The 16,958-nt window shown below is 58.2% G+C and carries 18 protein-coding genes; 10 read left to right on the top strand and 8 right to left on the bottom strand.

All coding sequences use genetic code 11. The features are described 5' to 3' along the window. Positions 1–4 precede the first annotated feature (4 nt). The gene (locus AC2FD9_RS20470; RefSeq protein ID WP_496838629.1) at positions 5–193 is read right to left on the bottom strand and encodes a hypothetical protein; all 189 of its coding nucleotides are present in this window, start codon (positions 191–193) and stop codon (positions 5–7) included. Between AC2FD9_RS20470 and AC2FD9_RS20465 the strand changes: the two genes are divergently transcribed. The 3 genes from AC2FD9_RS20465 (at position 192) to AC2FD9_RS20455 (ending at position 3,777) form a co-directional block, all read left to right on the top strand. Then, a complete protein-coding gene (locus tag AC2FD9_RS20465) occupies positions 192–332 on the top strand; it encodes a hypothetical protein (RefSeq protein ID WP_186437380.1) in 141 nt (46 codons plus the stop codon). The genes AC2FD9_RS20470 and AC2FD9_RS20465 overlap by 2 nt on opposite strands. A 99-nt stretch (positions 333–431) precedes the next feature. Further along, positions 432–2,723 (top strand): xanthine dehydrogenase family protein molybdopterin-binding subunit, encoded by a 2,292-nt coding sequence (locus AC2FD9_RS20460; RefSeq protein WP_496838627.1) that lies wholly within the window; start codon positions 432–434, stop codon positions 2,721–2,723. Further along, on the top strand, positions 2,701–3,777 hold the full coding sequence (locus tag AC2FD9_RS20455; protein WP_058276975.1) for a T6SS phospholipase effector Tle1-like catalytic domain-containing protein: 1,077 nt from the start codon (positions 2,701–2,703) through the stop codon (positions 3,775–3,777). The genes AC2FD9_RS20460 and AC2FD9_RS20455 overlap by 23 nt, the downstream gene beginning before the upstream one ends. Positions 3,778–3,925: 148 nt before the next feature. Here the strand turns inward: AC2FD9_RS20455 and AC2FD9_RS20450 are convergent, their stop codons facing one another. Continuing rightward, complete coding sequence (locus AC2FD9_RS20450; RefSeq protein ID WP_496699791.1) at positions 3,926–4,522, bottom strand: hypothetical protein; 597 nt, start codon at positions 4,520–4,522, stop codon at positions 3,926–3,928. A 125-nt stretch (positions 4,523–4,647) separates the two neighbouring features. Then, positions 4,648–5,223: a GcrA family cell cycle regulator gene (locus tag AC2FD9_RS20445; RefSeq protein ID WP_058272305.1), complete on the bottom strand. Its 576-nt coding sequence runs from the start codon at positions 5,221–5,223 to the stop codon at positions 4,648–4,650. Between the two features lie 126 nt (positions 5,224–5,349). On the opposite strand from AC2FD9_RS20445, the gene AC2FD9_RS20440 reads away from it, so the two are divergent. Next, positions 5,350–6,153, top strand: coding sequence for an ABC transporter permease (locus AC2FD9_RS20440; protein ID WP_109313410.1), 804 nt, complete (start codon positions 5,350–5,352; stop codon positions 6,151–6,153). On the opposite strand, the gene AC2FD9_RS20435 is transcribed toward AC2FD9_RS20440, so the two are convergent. Together AC2FD9_RS20435 and AC2FD9_RS20430 are read right to left on the bottom strand one after the other, a co-directional pair. After that, positions 6,150–7,385: an MFS transporter gene (locus AC2FD9_RS20435; RefSeq protein ID WP_496838624.1), complete on the bottom strand. Its 1,236-nt coding sequence runs from the start codon at positions 7,383–7,385 to the stop codon at positions 6,150–6,152. The two genes, AC2FD9_RS20440 and AC2FD9_RS20435, sit on opposite strands and share 4 nt — an antisense overlap. A gap of 113 nt (positions 7,386–7,498) precedes the next feature. Beyond that, complete coding sequence (locus AC2FD9_RS20430) at positions 7,499–8,383, bottom strand: DMT family transporter (RefSeq protein ID WP_496838623.1); 885 nt, start codon at positions 8,381–8,383, stop codon at positions 7,499–7,501. A 292-nt stretch (positions 8,384–8,675) separates the two neighbouring features. Here AC2FD9_RS20430 and AC2FD9_RS20425 point away from each other — a divergent pair, with 292 nt between their 5' ends. Genes AC2FD9_RS20425 through AC2FD9_RS20415 form a run of 3 tightly spaced genes read left to right on the top strand, consistent with a single transcriptional unit; the run spans position 8,676 to position 11,178 of the window. Then, positions 8,676–9,863: an aspartate aminotransferase family protein gene (locus AC2FD9_RS20425; RefSeq protein WP_058272228.1), complete on the top strand. Its 1,188-nt coding sequence runs from the start codon at positions 8,676–8,678 to the stop codon at positions 9,861–9,863. A 28-nt stretch (positions 9,864–9,891) separates the two neighbouring features. Further along, positions 9,892–10,818, top strand: coding sequence for an ornithine carbamoyltransferase (argF, locus tag AC2FD9_RS20420; RefSeq protein WP_058272227.1), 927 nt, complete (start codon positions 9,892–9,894; stop codon positions 10,816–10,818). Between the two features lie 12 nt (positions 10,819–10,830). Continuing rightward, entirely contained in the window at positions 10,831–11,178 is a 348-nt protein-coding gene (locus AC2FD9_RS20415) for a 5-carboxymethyl-2-hydroxymuconate Delta-isomerase (protein WP_282119992.1), read from the top strand. Between the two features lie 32 nt (positions 11,179–11,210). Here AC2FD9_RS20415 and AC2FD9_RS20410 read toward each other — a convergent pair whose 3' ends face one another. Then, positions 11,211–11,768, bottom strand: a complete 558-nt coding sequence (locus tag AC2FD9_RS20410) for a ferric reductase-like transmembrane domain-containing protein (RefSeq protein ID WP_109313404.1) — start codon at positions 11,766–11,768, stop codon at positions 11,211–11,213. 47 nt (positions 11,769–11,815) lie between these two features. Continuing rightward, positions 11,816–12,304 carry a peptidase associated/transthyretin-like domain-containing protein gene (locus AC2FD9_RS20405; RefSeq protein ID WP_282119991.1) on the bottom strand — a complete coding sequence of 163 codons (489 nt, stop codon included), beginning with the start codon at positions 12,302–12,304 and terminating at the stop codon, positions 11,816–11,818. Between the two features lie 187 nt (positions 12,305–12,491). Between AC2FD9_RS20405 and AC2FD9_RS20400 the strand changes: the two genes are divergently transcribed. The 3 genes from AC2FD9_RS20400 to AC2FD9_RS20390 all read left to right on the top strand — a co-directional run bounded on the left by AC2FD9_RS20400 (position 12,492) and on the right by AC2FD9_RS20390 (position 15,435). Beyond that, positions 12,492–13,331, top strand: coding sequence for a phytanoyl-CoA dioxygenase family protein (locus AC2FD9_RS20400; protein ID WP_282119990.1), 840 nt, complete (start codon positions 12,492–12,494; stop codon positions 13,329–13,331). Positions 13,332–13,442: 111 nt separating this feature from the next. Continuing rightward, positions 13,443–14,393, top strand: coding sequence for a pirin family protein (locus AC2FD9_RS20395; protein ID WP_282119989.1), 951 nt, complete (start codon positions 13,443–13,445; stop codon positions 14,391–14,393). A gap of 67 nt (positions 14,394–14,460) precedes the next feature. After that, positions 14,461–15,435: a 2-dehydropantoate 2-reductase gene (locus AC2FD9_RS20390; protein WP_496838619.1), complete on the top strand. Its 975-nt coding sequence runs from the start codon at positions 14,461–14,463 to the stop codon at positions 15,433–15,435. 11 nt (positions 15,436–15,446) lie between these two features. Here AC2FD9_RS20390 and AC2FD9_RS20385 read toward each other — a convergent pair whose 3' ends face one another. Continuing rightward, positions 15,447–16,925 carry an inorganic phosphate transporter gene (locus AC2FD9_RS20385; RefSeq protein WP_496838617.1) on the bottom strand — a complete coding sequence of 493 codons (1,479 nt, stop codon included), beginning with the start codon at positions 16,923–16,925 and terminating at the stop codon, positions 15,447–15,449. Between the last annotated feature and the right edge of the window lie 33 nt (positions 16,926–16,958).

Below are 16,958 nucleotides of genomic sequence, written 5' to 3'. Positions count from 1 at the left end.
TATGCTATTCGGCTTGGGCAAAGCGCGCGCGAAAATAGTCCTGAACACACTGGTAGGCCGGTTCATGGAAATCCAAAGTCAGCAATGAGTGGTCGTTGCCGTCAAGTTCCACCGTCTCAAGATGATCACCGAAAGCATCCTTCAGGACGCCCATATGCCTTTCTGAGGCAAGTTTGTCATCGGCGTAGCGCATGACGAAGGCCGGGGCCGTTCCGTACCATGCCCGCGCGGGCGTCGGAACCGACATACACGTCGTGGGTGGCTTCGCCGCCGCTGGTCAGCAGGGCGGTGAACGGAAATACGCTGTCATGTGCCCATGTGATGATCTGTAGGTTAACCAAAAAATGACTGGCAAGACACGAGGGAGCTGCCTCTTCGACTGGACATCGTCTTGTGGCGGGCTACGGTCGCCATCGCAGGAGGATCATCGCATGGAAAAGTTCGGCAAAAGCCAGCCCGTCAAACGGACAGAAGATCAGCGGTTTCTGACCGGGCACGGACGATACATGGACGATGATGTACCCGGAGATGCTCTGTTCGCAGCTTTTTTTCGCAGCCCGGTTGCCCATGGTCGGATCACGGCGCTGGATTTGGATGCCGCGCGTGAAGCGGAAGGGGTGCGCCTTGTCATGACGCTGGATGATCTCTCGACGGCTGGGATCGACACTGTGATGAACGCAGCAACTGTGCAGAACCGCGATGGCTCTCAGACCCTTGCGCCCGACAGGCATATGCTGGCCCAAGACCGCGTCCGGTTTGTTGGCGAACCTGTGGCTGTCGTGATCGCAGACACGCTGTTGCAGGCGAGAGATGCGGTTGAGATGATCTGGATGGACACGGATGATCTGCCTGCAAAACTGGATGTCGAAGCCGGTGGCGAACCACTGCATGATAGGGTCGCCGACAATCGTGCTTTTGATTGGGGGTTGGGCGATGAAGCAGCAACCGATGCCGCCTTTCAGGCTGCCGCGCATACCGTTTCGCTGGATGTGGCCGACAACCGCGTGATCATCACCTCAATCGAGCCACGGGGATGTCAGGCCAATTGGGTCGATGGACGTTTGCACTTTGCCTATGGTGGGCAAGGCGTCTGGGCGATGCGGGGGCAGTTGGCGCAAAAGCTGAAACTGGAGCCCGAGGCGATCCGTGTCACCACCCCGGATGTGGGTGGCGGATTCGGCATGAAGGTCATGCCGTACCCTGAGTATTTTTGCGTCTCAGTTGCTGCGATGAAACTCGGGCAACCGGTTCATTGGATGTCTGACCGATCCGAGGCGATGCTGTCGGATCATCACGGTCGCGACCTGACCTCATTGGCTGAGCTCGCCTTTGACGAGGACCTGAAAATCACGGCCTACCGTGTGCACAGCAAGGTAAATCTGGGTGCGTATAGCAGTCATTTCGGGCAAGCGATCCAGACCAGTCTTTTCAGCAAAGTGTTGATGGGGGTTTACGACGTTCAAACGACGTATCTGCGGGTTGAGGGGTTCTATACCAACACCACGCAAGTCGACGCCTATCGGGGGGCAGGGCGGCCCGAGGCGATCTATGTTCTGGAACGTGTAATGGATCGCGCCGCGCGCCAACTGGGGGTCGATCCTTGGGAGTTGCGCCGCAGGAATTTCATCCGGCCGGAAAACTTCCCCTACAAGACCGCGACCGGCGAAATCTATGACGTAGGTGATTTCGATATGGTCCTGTCCCGTGCAGATGCCCAGACCCAGGGGTTCGCGACACGAAAAACTGCAGATGCGGAACGTGGCCTGATCCGGGGGCGGGGCTTGTGTTACTATATCGAAAGCATTTTGGGTGACCCTTCGGAAAACGCGAAAGTCGAGTTTTGCGAGGATGGCACGATGAACCTTTATGTCGGCACCCAATCGAACGGGCAGGGGCATGAGACGGTCTATGCGCAATTCCTGTCAGACCAGACCGGAGTTCCGATGGACCAGATCAATGTGGTCCAGGGTGACAGCGATCAGTTGCCACATGGCGGCGGGACTGGCGGGTCACGTTCGGTCACGGTGCAAAGCACGGCCACGTTGGCGACAATAGATGTCATGATCGCCGCATTCACGCCGTATCTGGCGGATAAGATGGGGGTGGAGGAAAGTGATGTGCGTTTCGACCATGAAACCTTTCGGGCGCCGGGATCAAATCTGACGCCCACGCTGGCCGAAGCCGCGGAGATGGCCCGCGCCGACGGCCGCGCCGACCTGCTGAGCCATGAAGCCAGCGCCAATCTGGATGCGCGCAGCTATCCCAATGGCGCACATGTTGCCGAAATCGTGATTGATTCTTACACCGGTGAAACCTGGGTGGATCGCTATACTGTCGTCGACGACTTCGGTAATCTTATCAACCCGATGCTGGCCGAAGGGCAGGTGCATGGCGGGGTGGTGCAGGGCATTGGTCAGGCGCTGACGGAACACGTTGTGCATGATGCGCAGGGGCAACTGCTCACGGCTTCGTTGATGGATTACGCCTTGCCCCGCGCGGCCGAGATACCCATGATTAAGTTTACCTCGGCGCCGGTTCCGTCAACTTCCAACCCGATGGGGATGAAAGGATGCGGAGAGGCCGGCACCGTGGGCGCGCTGGCCGCGGTGGCAAACGCGGTTCAGGATGCGCTCTGGGATTACGGGGTGCGGCAGGCGGACATGCCTTTCACACCTCATAAAGTATGGGAAATGTTGACGCATGGTTCTGTCGCGGCTGAGTAGAAAGGTACTGGGATGGCTCGGACGGCCCTTACGGTCCGAGCATTCCGCCGAGGCGCTTCACCGCGAGCCCGTCAGCCATGTGATTATCCTAGACGGCACCATGTCGACGCTTGAGCCGGGCTACGAGACCCATGCGGGTCAGACCCTGCGACTGTGCCGCGAAATGGGCAGTAAAGTGTCCGTCTTTTACGAATCTGGTGTGCAATGGGAAAACTGGAAGTCCTCGCTAGACGTGATGATGGGGCGGGGCATCAACCGCCAGATCCGCCGCGCATATGGCTATCTCGCTTCACGTTACAAACCCGGCGACCGTATCTATTTCATCGGCTATTCACGCGGCGCTTACGGTGTGCGCAGCTTGGCTGGTGTGATTGACATGATCGGTCTGCTCAAGGCCGAACATGCCACTGTGCGCAACATCAAACAGGCCTACCGGCACTATGAATGCAATGCCAGCGGGTCGGCTGCGGCCGAGTTCCGGAGGCAGTTTTGTCACGAAGATGTGGCGATTGAGATGGTTGGCGTCTGGGATACGGTCAAAGCGCTGGGCATGCGTCTGCCGCTGCTGTGGCGCTGGGCCGAAGAGCGTCACGCCTTTCACACCCACCAGCTTGGACCGGCGACGCGCCACGGGTACCACGCAATGGCACTGGACGAGACTCGCGAAGTGTTTGAGCCGGTCTTGTGGAAATGTACGCCCGAATTCAAAGGCCATGTCGAACAAGTTTGGTTCCGTGGCACTCACGGTGATGTGGGTGGCCAGTTGAACGGCTTTGAAGAGGCCCGTCCCCTCAGCAACATTTCTCTGGTCTGGATGCTGGATAAGGCAGAACTGCATGGTCTTCCGCTACCTGAGGGTTGGCGTGATCGGTTCCCGACGGATACCTCCGCCCGTTCTGTCGGAACCTGGCGTGGCTGGGGTAAAATTTTTCTGCTGCGGAAGCATCGCAAGGTGGGCCGCGACCGGTCAGAGAAGCTCCATGTCTCGGTCTCCCCGGATGAATTGCCACGCTGGGTGCCGATGCCGGATTTGCCATCGCATCCGGCGCAGTAGAACTTACTTAGCAACGCAGGCGTTTCTGACCGGTTCGATCAGTGCGTCCGGGCGTTCTACAAGATCGAAACGCCAATGCCTTGGAGACCAATTGTAAACCCTTTGATCGTCCGGATGATCTACGAGCATCAAACCGTGAAAGTACCATTCAGACGTCGATTTGTATCCGGTTTTTGTTGTGTAGAATGAGAATCCACGTAGCCCGTGCAGGGTTTCGATCGGAGAATTCTTTGAATGCTCGGCGATGCAATAGGGCGAACCGTCCGCGATCAACCGTGCCTGAAACAAGAGCATCGGAATCGTCAGCAGGGACCAGAGCGCGATCAGAGTCGAGTTCGATACCGATTTTCGCAGTCCGTGATGGATTTGGCTTCCCATCACGACCCGACCAAATGAGAAAGCTCGATGCAATCGCGATCGTTAAGCTGATCCCATGCAACAGCTGAGTGTCCGAAAATAAGGCGAGCACGCCGGATGCCAGTGTCAGCAGTAGTCCAATCACAACTGACGAGATCGCCAGAAATACTGCTAGAAGACGCGAGATTGGACACATCCCCAGCAAGGCAAGCCCACCAATGCACATGGGTGCGGCTGGGATGATCCAAACGAGCAGAAACAAGCCTTGAATGAACAATAAGAGGGCTTTTCTGTCCGTGTTTGGTTCGAACAATTGCGGATCTAACGGCTGCATGTAGGCAATAAAGATCAGCACAGCATAGGCGAAGAACAGGACTTTGTATCTCAATCTTGGTGGAATAGCAGAATCTCTCTGGTCAAAAAATGACTGACCACCCGCCTTTCGATGGGTGGTCAGTTAAGAAAACAAGTCGCCCGTGTCACACCAAGAGACCAGCGCGCACGCCTAAGAGTTTACCGCCGGCGGTCGCGACGCGAGCTCATTGGCTGGAAGGCTACGCCAACATGCGCTTCGCAATAAGGTTTACCCGCTTCAACCGGCAGGCCGCAGAACCAGAAATCCTCGGTCGCGGGGTCGCCAACGGGCCATTTGCAGGTCTTCTCGGTCAGTTCCATCAGCGTCAGCTTCTTGGCCTTCTTCTCGATCTCGTTGACCTTGGCCAGCGCCTCGGGGCTGATTTCGTTGGCCGAAGGCTGCGGCGGCAGTGGTTGACCCGCCGGTATGATCTGGCGGCGCGCTGGAACGGCCGGTTTTGTCTCGGCTGCAGGTGCCGGCGTTGGGCGCGCCGGTTCGGTCTTAGGCGCGGGCCTTGGCTTGGCCTCGGCCTTGGGCGCGGGTGCCGGTTTGTCTTTAGGTTCGGATTTAGCCGGCGAGGCACCGGTTGCGCGGTTCGACAGGCCCAGACGGTGCACCTTGCCGATCACCGCATTGCGGGTTACGCCGCCCAGTTCCTTGGCGATCTGGCTGGCCGACTGGCCCTCGCCCCACATTTTTTTCAGCAGTTCTACACGCTCGTCAGTCCAGGACATCATTTGCCTTTCAAAAGCGGAAAGCGGCCCCGGATTCGGGCCGCCTTGGGAATTCGTCTCAGCCCCCTATTTTAATCACTGCGAGCCGAGTTACAAGCGGTTCTCGAATCAGGATGAGGGCAGGTGATGCAGATTTCCGCAGATCAGAGCGAACGGCGTTTCGGAACAGTTAACTGGATGGGGCTTTACACGTTGGCCCAGCGTGAAACACTGCGGTTTCTGGCGGTCTGGACACAAACCCTGTTGGCGCCGCTTGTGACGGCCGGGCTGTTCCTGCTGATCTTCAATATCGCCATCGGTCCGGGGCGTCCGGATGTGATGGGTGTGCCGTTCCTGACCTTTCTGGCGCCGGGCATTATGATGATGACCGTGATCCAGAATGCGTTCGCCAACACTTCTTCGTCGATGGTGATCGCCAAAGTGCAGGGAAACATCGTCGATACGTTGATGCCGCCTTTGTCCCCGCTTGAGATACTGCTGGGCTATCTGGCCGGTGGCGTCGCGCGGGGTGTTCTGATCGCTTGTGTGGTTGCGGTCGCACTTGCTTTGGTTTTGGGGATTTACCCGCAGAACCCGTTGTTTGCCCTGATCTTCGTTGTTCTGGGTGGCGCATTCATGGGGGCCTTGGGCCTGTTTGCCGGTATTTTTGCCAACAAGTTTGATCAGATGGCGGCCATCACGAACTTCATCGTGACACCATTGGCTTTCCTGTCGGGTACGTTTTACTCGGTCCAGGCGCTGCCTCCTATCCTGAATCGGGTGAGTCATGTGAACCCGGTCTTCTATCTGATTGACGGCCTGAGGTATGGAATGATCGGCGTGTCCGACAGCTCACCCTGGTTGGGTATTGCGGTATGCACCGGTGCCACGCTGCTGGTCGGTGCGCTGACCTGGCAGATGCTGCGAACTGGGTATCGCCTAAAGGCTTAACCCGTCTCGGCCAGTGAACCGGGATGAAAAGTCATTCTGGGCTTTCCCAATCGTGGGTGCAGATTTGCGGCCACGGCCCAGACCCCGAACAGAGCCAACCCTCCGACCGCGAATACGCCGGCGACCGGTGAGATCAGAAGGACCAGTGATGCAACTCCGGGTGTCAGTATGCCGGAGACGTCGCGGTAACTGGAGTAGATCGCTGACATTTCAGTGCGTTCGGACGGTTTCACTGCCATGAGGAAAGGCAGCCCTGCGCAAATGTCCAGAACGATCAGCCAGATGGACCCAAGAACCAACGCCGCAACCGCCGCGACCGGCCAACCTGCGATTGCCCCAGCGGTGACAAAGCAGGTTCCGCAGGCAGCAAAACCCACGCGGACAGCTGTGCGTATCGAACGCCCCTGCACCCAGCGCAGAATAAGCGGAGCTGCGAACAGCATCGCATTGGTGGTGGACAAAAGGATGCCGCCCAGTTGCTCACCCAGCCCGTTTTGAATAGCGAAGATGGGTAGGTACACCACGTAGATCCACCAGCCACAGGATCGGATCATGGCGAAAAGGTACCCGGCCACCAACCGCGGCTGGGCGAAGAAGCGTGGCAGAAAGGCCAGCGGGTTTTTTGCGGTGCCTCGCGCCTTGGCGATCAACTTGCCATTGCCCAACCGCATGCGCCAGAACTGGATCAGCATGACCGCACCTGCCAAGGCGCTGATGACAAAGGGGGCAGGGGCCCAGACCTCCAGCAGTAAGACGCCGGCCATCGGTCCGCCTGCCCAGCCCAGCGCGCTATAAAACATGCGGCTGGTCTCACATTTGCCCAGCTCGATTTTGCTGATGTAATCCAAGACATAAGCATTGAAGCAAATGAATGTGACCACTGTCGCGACCGTGTTCAGGGCAAGCGCACCGACCACGGCCGCCGGGCTGCCCTCAATCGCCAGAAGGGCACCGCCGATGAACATGAGGCAACCAACGGTGTACGCCCATCTGCGCGGTATGAAGCGGATCAGGAATGGCACCATCAGCCCCGCAATCAACGAGATAACGCCGACCAGAAAATACAGGAACGAGACCGAAGACGCATCACCCAGTGCTCGGTACATGGCCAGTGGAAAGACGGAGATCAATATACCGCGGACAATAGCTTCGAATCCGGCCAGGATGCCGAAATCGCGGACTGAAGGCGCTGGGGCGTGGCGCACCCATTCGGGGATACGACGTTCATGCATGGGTAAACTCTCAAATCAACTGAGACCACATTGCGCCGGATCGATCCGCGTTCTTCCGGGTTTGCGACATACAGGTCGCCCTCGGGCCATGCCGGTACAACTTTTTTGGAGTTTCAGGCTTGCCGCGCCCGCGCTTCACGCCAGACGAGAATAAGCCCGCCGGTCAGAATTATGGCTGAGCCGATCATGCTGATCCCGTCCGGAATCACGCCGAATATCGCGAAATCGTAGAAAGCGGCAAAAATCAGCGTCGCATAGCTGATCGGGGCAACGAATGAGGCATCCGCACGGGCCATGCCGTTCACAAAACACGCCTGCGCGCAGGCCATCAGCGCGCCAATACCCGCCAGCGCTGCCCATTGTTCTAAAGTTGGCATCTGGAATACAAAGCTCACCGCGACAGAGGCAATCGTCAGGCCCATTGCGTTGTTGATCAGCAAGATCTGGATCGGGATTTCTCGACCAGAGAGTTTCTTGATGAATATCAGCTCCATCCCGATGACTGCGGCTGCGGTTAGTGCCAACAGGGCAGCTGGCTGAAAGCTATCGGGTGTCGGGCGCAACAGTATCAGCGCCCCAGCCAGCGCCACCGCTGCCGCCAGCCAGCGCCAAGGGCCGACACCTTCTTTCAGCAGTGGGATTGCCAGCACCATTGCAAAGACCGGGTTCAGAAAGGAAATCGCCGTCGCATCCGCGATCGGGATGAATGCGACCGAGGCGAACATCAGCGTAATGCCGACCCAGCCGAAACTTGTACGCCCAATATGCAGGCCCCAATGCGGACGCTGCAAGCGCGACCGCATCACGCCTACGGCGGTGACGATCACGATAAAGGCAAACAGAAACCGCCCATGGCTGATCTGCATTGGATGTAGCGCGGGACCCAATGTGTCCGTCCCCAAGGCTTTGGCCAGCAGGGTGGTCCCGGCCAGCAATGCACTGGCGGCGGTGATCAGCACGGCCGCAAGAGGCGGATTGTGGGCTTTGGCGACAAACATATGTCAGCGGTGCGTCAGCGCATGTCAAATGGCAAGCAGCAAATGCGTCGCGCCAAGAATTTTCGCTGGTTGCCAAATTCAGGGTTTTCAGATGCTTCGGGCAGCGTTATACGGCGGCTTATGATCAAAAACGCACATATCCTGCGACTCCGACGCTGACGCTTCGCCGCGTAACCGGCCTCTTTGATCTATTTGCGCTGTTCAAATCGGCGCAATTTCCACCAAATCAGTTGACGAACACAGGCCGAGTGTATCACTCACAAGGCTCAAACTACCTGAAAAGGATGATCCCATGATCCCGTCCGTTCTGCCGACCTATAACCGCGCGCCCCTGACTTTCGTGAAGGGTGAAGGCGCCTGGCTGACCGAGGCGGATGGCCGACGTTTTCTGGACCTGGGCGCTGGGATCGCCGTGAATGCCCTGGGCCATGCCCATCCCGCGCTGGTCAATGCCCTGACCGAGCAGGCGCACGCGCTGTGGCATGTTTCAAACCTCTACCACATCCCACAGCAGCAAGCCCTGGCAGACAAACTGGTCGAGCACACCTTTGCTGATACCGTGTTCTTCACAAACTCGGGCACCGAGTCTTGCGAACTGGCCGTGAAAATGGCCCGCAAGTACTTCTACGACAAGGATCAGCCTGAACGGGTCGAGATAATCACTTTTGACGGCTCGTTCCACGGCCGGTCGTCGGCTGGTATTGCCGCTGCCGGGTCTGAGAAAATGACCAAGGGTTTCGGCCCACTGCTGCCGGGCTTTGTTCATGTCACGTTTGGCGACCTCGATGGCGTCACCAATGCGATCACCGATAAAACCGCCGCGATCATGATCGAACCCGTGCAGGGCGAGGGCGGCATCCGTCCGGTTCCAGACGCGGAGCTCAAAGCCTTGCGCCAGATTTGCGATGACAACGGCCTGCTTTTGATCCTCGATGAGGTGCAATGTGGAGTAGGTCGTACCGGCAAGCTGTTCGCCCATGAATGGGCTGGAATTACCCCGGACATCATGATGGTCGCCAAAGGCATCGGCGGCGGCTTCCCTCTGGGTGCTGTTCTGGCCACGGAAGACGCCGCCAGCGGTATGACGGCAGGCACGCATGGCTCTACCTATGGCGGCAACCCGCTGGGCTGTGCCGTGGGTTGCGCCGTCATTGATCAGGTGGCAACGCCTGCATTCCTAGAGGGCGTCAACCGCAAGGCCGGGATGCTGCGCCAGAAGCTCGAAGGGCTAATCGCCGAGCACCCGGAGGTCTTCGAAGAAGTGCGCGGAACAGGACTGATGCTGGGCCTGAAGTGCAAAGCGCCCAATATCGACATGGTCAACGCCGGTTATGACAATGAGGTCATTACCGTCCCAGCCGCCGATAACGTGATCCGCCTGCTTCCGCCGCTGACATTGACCGAGGATGACATCGCCCAAGCCGTGATCCGCCTCGACAAAGCCGCTGCGCAGGTCGAAGAGTCAATGGCCTCGGCCTAAGACACACCCGAATGAAAAGTGAACTGAAATGAACCATTTCCTCGATATCCATAAAACCGACGCGGGCGATCTGCGGACCATGATTGATCAGGCGGGCGCTATGAAACAGGCGCGCCTGGGCCGCCCAAAGGCAGCACTTGATGACGAACAGCCTCTGAAAGACCGTATGGTTGCGCTGATCTTCGAAAAACCGTCTACCAGAACGCGCGTGTCATTTGACGTGGGCGTGCGCCAGATGGGCGGGCAAACCATGGTGCTGTCGGGCAAGGACATGCAACTGGGCCACGGTGAAACCATCGCTGACACCGCCCGCGTCCTGTCGCGCTATGTCGACATGATCATGATCCGGACCTTCGATGAGACCATTCTGACCGAGATGTCTGAATACTCGGACGTGCCAGTCATTAACGGCCTGACTGACCGCACCCATCCCTGCCAGATCATGGCGGATGTGCTGACGTTTGAGGAACACCGCGGTCCGATTGCGGGCAAGAAAGTAGTCTGGACCGGCGACGGCAACAATGTTTGCGCCTCGTTCCTACATGCTGCGGGTCAGTTCGGGTTTGATTTCACTTTCACCGGCCCGGCCCAGCTTGATCCGGAAGAAGAGTTTATGGGGCTTGCCCGTCAAAAGGGCTCGAAAATCGTGGTCGAACGAGACCCGTATAAAGCGGTTGAGGGTGCCGATCTGGTGGTCGCCGATACCTGGGTTTCAATGCACGATTCCCAGTCCGCCAAGGAACGTCGCCACAACATGCTGCGCCCCTATCAGGTCAACGCCGAGCTGATGTCCCACGCAAAACCGGACGCGCTGTTCATGCACTGCTTGCCTGCCCACCGCGAAGAAGAAGCGACATCCGAAGTGATGGACGGCCCCAACTCGGTCATCTTCGACGAGGCCGAAAACCGTCTGCACGCGCAAAAGGCTGTGATGCGCTGGTGTCTGGGCGTCTGAACGGAGTCCATCATGCCCCATGTCACATTGGAGTTTTCGAAAGGCATAGAGCAGATCCATGATGTTCAGGCAATTTGCGATCAGCTATTTGCCTTGCTGGCTGAACATCGTGAATTCGACGCTGAAACGATAAAAGTCCGCGCCATTCCGATAGAATACTACCGTATCGGCACTGATCCCCAGAGCTTTGTCCACGCCACGCTTCTGCTGATGCAGGGTCGTGACGAGGCGACGCGCTCTGAGCTTAACGCGGCCATACTGGAGGTTCTGTCGGCGGCCTTGCCCGAGGTTGGCAGTATCACAGTGCAAGACGTTCAGATGAACCGCGCTTCCTACGCGAAACGGGTGGCCGGGCCATAGCCAGTGTCCGGTTGTCACAGATCCTGTGTTGTTCAGGTGGGTCGCCTGATATCCCAAATCCGCAATTTGGCGAGCGTCGCGACGCTCGCCAACACGACCAGACCGCACAATACCCACTTGGTCATGACCTCCATGGTACCTTCAATCATCAGGGCATGTACGACGCTGCCAATAATGGTGATGATCGCAAGGCTCGCATGCCCCAACCTCCAGACGCGAAACCTTAAGCCAAGGCGCTTGCGAGAAAGACCTAGAAACGCGGCTCCGAACGCGGCCCACATCGCAATCACACCCCAAGCCGAAAACGGTGTCGGTGAAACAAATAACAGAGCGTCAATAACGTCGGGCGGGCTGGTGATCCACAAACCACCGACATGGATCAGAATGGCTGCAACTAATGCTAGCCCACACCACCTATGCCAATGGCGGCTGGCAACCGGGGTCAGCCCCGGCAACAAACGGCCCGCAAGTAGCGGCTGCATCAACAGCAGACACATTGAAATAACACCGGCAAACCCGGCGGTGATGTAGATCGGTTCACGCCAGGCCAGCTGAGGGCTCGCCGCAGCCGCGATAATCGGTACGGCCATGGCAAGGATCACAAAGGTCCAGATTACTAGGCTTCGACGCACTGTGGTTAGGCAGGCTGCAGAACGAAATGCGCGGCCAAGGTTTTGTCCTTGGAGCTGCCCATAATTGGGCGCAGGAAAACCGTTTCGAATTCACCACTGTCATAAGCTAGATGGCCGTGTGGCTGGCCAAAGGCGGGTACGATTTGCGGCATCTCCAGTCGGAACTCTCCATTGGCATCGGTCAGAGTTGCGCCGTGGCTCTGCGGATCGCGTTCGTGGCCTTCTGTCGTATGCGCCCAGATCTGGATGCGCTGACCGGGCAGGGGGGCACCGTCCCCGGCGCGTCGCACTGTTCCGGTCATCCAGAACCCGCCGCTGCCAATCTGGTCAACGATGGGCGCGCCGGGACGGTAATTGTTGGACCCTCCGCGCATGGATGCGGTGGGGGCCACGCCACTTGCGCGCGCTGGCACCAAAAAGCCTGTCGCACCCGTTGCCAGAACAGCCCCAGACGCCAAAACCAAAGAACGACGAGAGAACGTAAGACCAGGCATGCAAACCTCTCTTTTCAAGTGTTTCACCACGCCTCGACAATGCCGGGCATCCTTTCAGCGGAAAGATAGCACGATTGTTTCAGTTTCCGAGGGGTCGCGCGGCGGGGGTGACAAATTGTGAATTCCTTTGACCGTGCCCCCGCGCAGGTGCCATCCTGAAATCCGTCAGTTCGGGGGGTCCTGCACTATGATTGTCGAAGACGTTGTCTCAGACGAAGAAATCAAGGCGTTCAAGCGCGACGGTGCGGTTGTGCTGCGCTCCAGGTTCTCAGAGGATTGGCTGGCACTTTTGCGAGACGGCATCGACGCGGATTTGGCCCGCCCAACCGATAATTTCACCCGCCATACCAAGGACCCTCGCGCACCTGCCTATTTCGAGGACTACTGGGCTTGGAATAAAATCCCGCAATTCACGCAATTCGTTTACAACTCACCTTGTGCTCCGCTTGCCGCACAGTTGCTGGGTGCACCATCGATCAATCTTGTCATGGACAACTGGTTCCTGCGCGAGGCTGGATCAACTTCGCGTCCACCGTTTCATCAGGACCTGTCCTATTTCGACTTCGAAGGCACGATGTGCGTCCTGTGGTTGCCGCTTGAGCCGGTTACCAAAGAAAACGGTATCGCCTTCGTCAAAGGCTCGCATCTGTGGGACAAGCTGTTCATGCGGGTCAGGTTCGCCGACGGGCATCCCAGCTACGAACCCACCGAGGTTGCAGGGTTGACCTATCACCCGCCGCCTGACGTCAATGCCGATCCGGGTGCATTCGATCTTTTACAATGGGATATGAATCTGGGCGACTGCATCTTCTTCGACATGCGCACCTTGCACGGTGGGCTGTCATCAGTCACCCCAACGGAAACGGTACGCCGGTTTACGCTGCGGATGACCGCTCCGGATGGCAGGATCCGGTATCGGGGGGATTGGGCCAAGGATGAACGGGCGCAGTTCGAAGCCGAAGGATATCGCGAAGGTGATCGAATTGATGGGGCGTTTTTCCCGCAGCTTTGGCCGCGCCGTGCCTGATGTATGGTCCGGGTCCGCACCCGTTCTGTGCGTTTCTGCAAATTGAAAGGCGAGTATGTCAGGCCTAACCTACATCAGTGAACCGAATGAACTGATCGCGGGAGAGCAGGCATGAGTTGGAATCCTACCCAAAACCCCAAGAATTCGCCTCTGGAGACACTGATCATCCCTCGTGCCCGTGATCTGGGCGGTTTCGAAGTGCGGCGCGCGTTGCCCTCGCTCAAACGGCAATTAGTCGGCCCGTTCATCTTTTTCGATCAGGTGGGCCCCGCCGAGTTCATCACCGACGGTGGCATCGACGTGCGGCCGCACCCTCATATCGGCTTGGGTACAGTGACCTACCTGTATCAGGGCGAGTTTGAGCATCGCGACAGCCTTGGCACCCATCAGATGATCTATCCAGGTGAAGTGAACTGGATGGTGGCTGGCCGCGGCGTGACCCATTCGGAACGTACCAGTGAAGAAACGCGGGCTAAGCGGCACAGCCTGTTCGGTGTTCAGACCTGGATTGCACTGCCTGAGGTGTACGAGGACATGGCCCCGGATTTTGAGCACCACAAGCAGGGCGCGCTGCCGCATATCAAGGACAATGGCGTCAGTGCCCGGCTAATCCTTGGTTCGGCTTATGGCGAAACCAGCCCGGTGACGATGCTGTCGGAAACCTTCTATCTGGATGTGCAGCTTGAATCCGGCGCCGCCTTTCCATTGCCCGACGACCACGAAGATCGCGGGGTTTATGTCATTCAGGGATCGGTTGAGATTGCGGGCGACACGTTCGAGGAAGGTCGCATGATGGTGTTCCGCCCGGGCGATCGCCTTTCGGTCAAGGCGGGTCCGTTTGGCGCGCGGTTGATGCTGCTGGGCGGAGCCACATTGAATGAGGATCGCTATATCTGGTGGAATTTCGTGTCCTCTTCGAAGGAAAAAATCGAAAACGCCACTCGCGAATGGAAAGCCGCGGATTGGGCCAACGGTGCCTTCCACCTGCCCCCCGGCGATGATCAGGAGTTCATTCCGATTTCAGACGAGTTGGAGCGCACAAGCCCAAGACGGGCACGTTAACCAGACGTCAGGGGGCCTTGTCCGAACTTGCGATACCGGCAATCCTCGCCTCAACGGGAGGGTTGCCATGAAGATCATAATCGCAGGCGCGGGCAGCATTGGATGTTATTGCGGAGCCTTTTTGGCTGATGCCGGTCACTCGGTCACGCTGTTGGGTCGCCCACGCATTCTGGACCCAATCCGTGAGGAGGGCCTGACCGTCACTGATTTTTCCGGCCTGCACGTTCATGTGGCGGCTGAGACGCTGACGATGTCCGAAACCCCGGATTGCCTGAAAGACGCAGAGTTGGTGATCCTGGCCGTTAAGGCCGCGGCCACGGCGGATATGGCAGAACAGATCGCGCGGTTCGCGCCGGCCTCTGCGCCGGTGTTGTCCTGGCAGAACGGGATGGAAAACGCCCGGGTGCTGCGGGCGGCGCTTCCGGATCATGACGTTCGCGCGGGAATGGTGCCCTTCAACGTCGTGCCGCCTCAACCCGCCAGCTTTCACCGCGCCACTTCCGGCGATATCGTGATCCAGTCCGGCCCGGGCCGTTTGGGGCAAGCACTTAGCTCACCTGACCTGCTGGTGATCGAAAGCGATGAGATTGAAGCTGTGCAATGGGGCAAACTGGTCATCAATCTGAACAACGCATTGAACGCGTTGTCGGGGCTGACGTTGAAAAATCAATTGCTGGATCGCAAGTGGCGTCGTCTGATGGCCGACCAGATGGCCGAGGCTTTGCGGGTAATTCAGGTCGCAGGCCACCCTGTAGCATCAACCACACCTTTGCCTGCCTGGATGACGCCGCATATCCTGCGTCTGCCAACGCCGTTATTCACGCGGATCGCGGCCCGGATGCTGACCATCGACCCCAGCGCACGCACGTCGATGGCCTATGATCTTATGGCGGGGCGCGTGACGGAAATCGACAGTCTGCAAGGTGAGATTGTCCGACTGGGCAAGCAATATGGGCGGCCTGCACCGATTTGCGCAAGGGTACAGGCTCTGATCGAACAGAAGCCGGATGTAAGTCTGTCACCGGATCAGATCATCCCGTGATCTGACCACATTCAGGTGAATGCGGTCAGTATCCAGAAGATAACGGCTGACATTGCAGCCGCGGCCGGGACGGTAATCACCCAAGCGGCAATAATGGTCATGAAATGCGACCGCCGCACCAACTTGCGCCGCCGCTGCTCTTCACGGGCCAGCCGCAACTCGGGCGGGCGGCGATCATTACTTTGCTTGCGTCGGCGATCCTGATTCCATTCACGGTAAAACCCGACGCCGAACACCGCACCCACCGCGATGTGGGTCGAGCTGACCGGCAGCCCAAGCCAGCTTGCAACAATCACTGTAATTGCCGCCGACAAAGCGACGCAGAATGCGCGCATCGGGTTCAGTTTGGTGATCTGGCTACCCACCATCCGGATCAGCTTGGGGCCAAACAGGAACAGGCCGAACGAAATCCCAAAGGCCCCGATCACCATTACCCATGTCGGTATCGTGACTTTCGAGGCAAAATCGCCAAATTCAGCGGCGTGCACAATTGCGGCCAGCGGACCGACAGCATTGGCGACGTCGTTGGCACCATGTGCAAAGCTCAGAAAACCGGCTGAGATGACCAGAGGCAACCCAAACAAAACTTTCAGAGATTTGGTGCGGTTTTCCAGCCCTTCGGATTTGCGGCGAACCCAAGGCACGGTCAAGGCCCAAGCCAGAATGCCCGAGGTCAGACCGATCAGTAGCGCGATTTCCAGATCGATTTTCACGATCCGCTTCAGGCCTTTGACAGAGAGATAGGTGGCAAATGCACCAGCCATCACAGCCACCAGAATAGGCACCCAGCGACGGGCCGCGGCAATTTTGTCGTCTTGATACTGAATTTTCGCCTTGATCAGCGCCAGAAATCCGGCAGCAATCGCGCCGCCCAGAACCGGAGAGATCACCCAACTGGCTGCAATCGCGCTCATCGTGCCCCAGCTAACTGCGCTAAGGCCTGCTGCTGCGACGCCAGCCCCCATCACACCGCCCACGACCGAGTGCGTGGTGGAAACAGGCGCGCCGACCCATGTGGCTAAGTTGACCCACAGCGCCGACGAAATCAGTGCTGCCATCATCGCCCAGATAAAGACCGAGCTATTCTGAACTGAGGCAGGGTCGATGATGCCCTTGGAGATGGTCGAGACCACGTCTCCGCCCGCCAGCAGGGCCCCCGCGCTTTCCGCGACTGCGGCGATGGCAATTGCCCCACCCATGGTCAGGGCGTTGGCACCGACCGCAGGGCCCATGTTGTTGGCAACGTCGTTGGCGCCGATGTTGATTGCCATATAGGCACCAAAACCAGCAGCCGCGATGACGATCAGCCCACCGTCTGCCCGACCGAATAGTATCGCAGCAATCAATCCGGCAATAACTATGAAGGCCAGCGCGATGCCCGGCGCAAGCAGCGGCCGCGCCACGTGCACGTTCGCATGCTCAAGGCGGGAAATTCGGTGCAGATCGCTGTCCAGGGCTTGCCAGCGGTTTTTATTGTTCGTGTTCGACATCGGTTTTCTGTGGGTGATACGGTTTAACCGGCG

Source organism: Ruegeria sp. YTSC230 (genome assembly GCF_059609665.1).
The sequence above is the reverse complement of the archived record's forward strand: the minus strand, read 5'-3'. Positions and strand labels throughout refer to the sequence as shown.

Excerpts from the sequence above, each read along its gene's own strand:
- AC2FD9_RS20465 (WP_186437380.1), top strand. The coding sequence starts at position 192 with ATGACGAAGGCCGGGGCCGTTCCGTACCATGCCCGCGCGGGCGTCGGA.
- AC2FD9_RS20470 (WP_496838629.1), bottom strand. The coding sequence starts at position 193 with ATGCGCTACGCCGATGACAAACTTGCCTCAGAAAGGCATATGGGCGTC.
- AC2FD9_RS20460 (WP_496838627.1), top strand. The coding sequence starts at position 432 with ATGGAAAAGTTCGGCAAAAGCCAGCCCGTCAAACGGACAGAAGATCAG.
- AC2FD9_RS20455 (WP_058276975.1), top strand. The coding sequence starts at position 2,701 with ATGGTTCTGTCGCGGCTGAGTAGAAAGGTACTGGGATGGCTCGGACGG.
- AC2FD9_RS20445 (WP_058272305.1), bottom strand. The coding sequence starts at position 5,223 with ATGTCCTGGACTGACGAGCGTGTAGAACTGCTGAAAAAAATGTGGGGC.
- AC2FD9_RS20440 (WP_109313410.1), top strand. The coding sequence starts at position 5,350 with ATGCAGATTTCCGCAGATCAGAGCGAACGGCGTTTCGGAACAGTTAAC.
- AC2FD9_RS20435 (WP_496838624.1), bottom strand. The coding sequence starts at position 7,385 with ATGCATGAACGTCGTATCCCCGAATGGGTGCGCCACGCCCCAGCGCCT.
- AC2FD9_RS20430 (WP_496838623.1), bottom strand. The coding sequence starts at position 8,383 with ATGTTTGTCGCCAAAGCCCACAATCCGCCTCTTGCGGCCGTGCTGATC.
- AC2FD9_RS20425 (WP_058272228.1), top strand. The coding sequence starts at position 8,676 with ATGATCCCGTCCGTTCTGCCGACCTATAACCGCGCGCCCCTGACTTTC.
- argF (WP_058272227.1), top strand. The coding sequence starts at position 9,892 with ATGAACCATTTCCTCGATATCCATAAAACCGACGCGGGCGATCTGCGG.
- AC2FD9_RS20415 (WP_282119992.1), top strand. The coding sequence starts at position 10,831 with ATGCCCCATGTCACATTGGAGTTTTCGAAAGGCATAGAGCAGATCCAT.
- AC2FD9_RS20410 (WP_109313404.1), bottom strand. The coding sequence starts at position 11,768 with ATGGCCGTACCGATTATCGCGGCTGCGGCGAGCCCTCAGCTGGCCTGG.
- AC2FD9_RS20405 (WP_282119991.1), bottom strand. The coding sequence starts at position 12,304 with ATGCCTGGTCTTACGTTCTCTCGTCGTTCTTTGGTTTTGGCGTCTGGG.
- AC2FD9_RS20400 (WP_282119990.1), top strand. The coding sequence starts at position 12,492 with ATGATTGTCGAAGACGTTGTCTCAGACGAAGAAATCAAGGCGTTCAAG.
- AC2FD9_RS20395 (WP_282119989.1), top strand. The coding sequence starts at position 13,443 with ATGAGTTGGAATCCTACCCAAAACCCCAAGAATTCGCCTCTGGAGACA.
- AC2FD9_RS20390 (WP_496838619.1), top strand. The coding sequence starts at position 14,461 with ATGAAGATCATAATCGCAGGCGCGGGCAGCATTGGATGTTATTGCGGA.
- AC2FD9_RS20385 (WP_496838617.1), bottom strand. The coding sequence starts at position 16,925 with ATGTCGAACACGAACAATAAAAACCGCTGGCAAGCCCTGGACAGCGAT.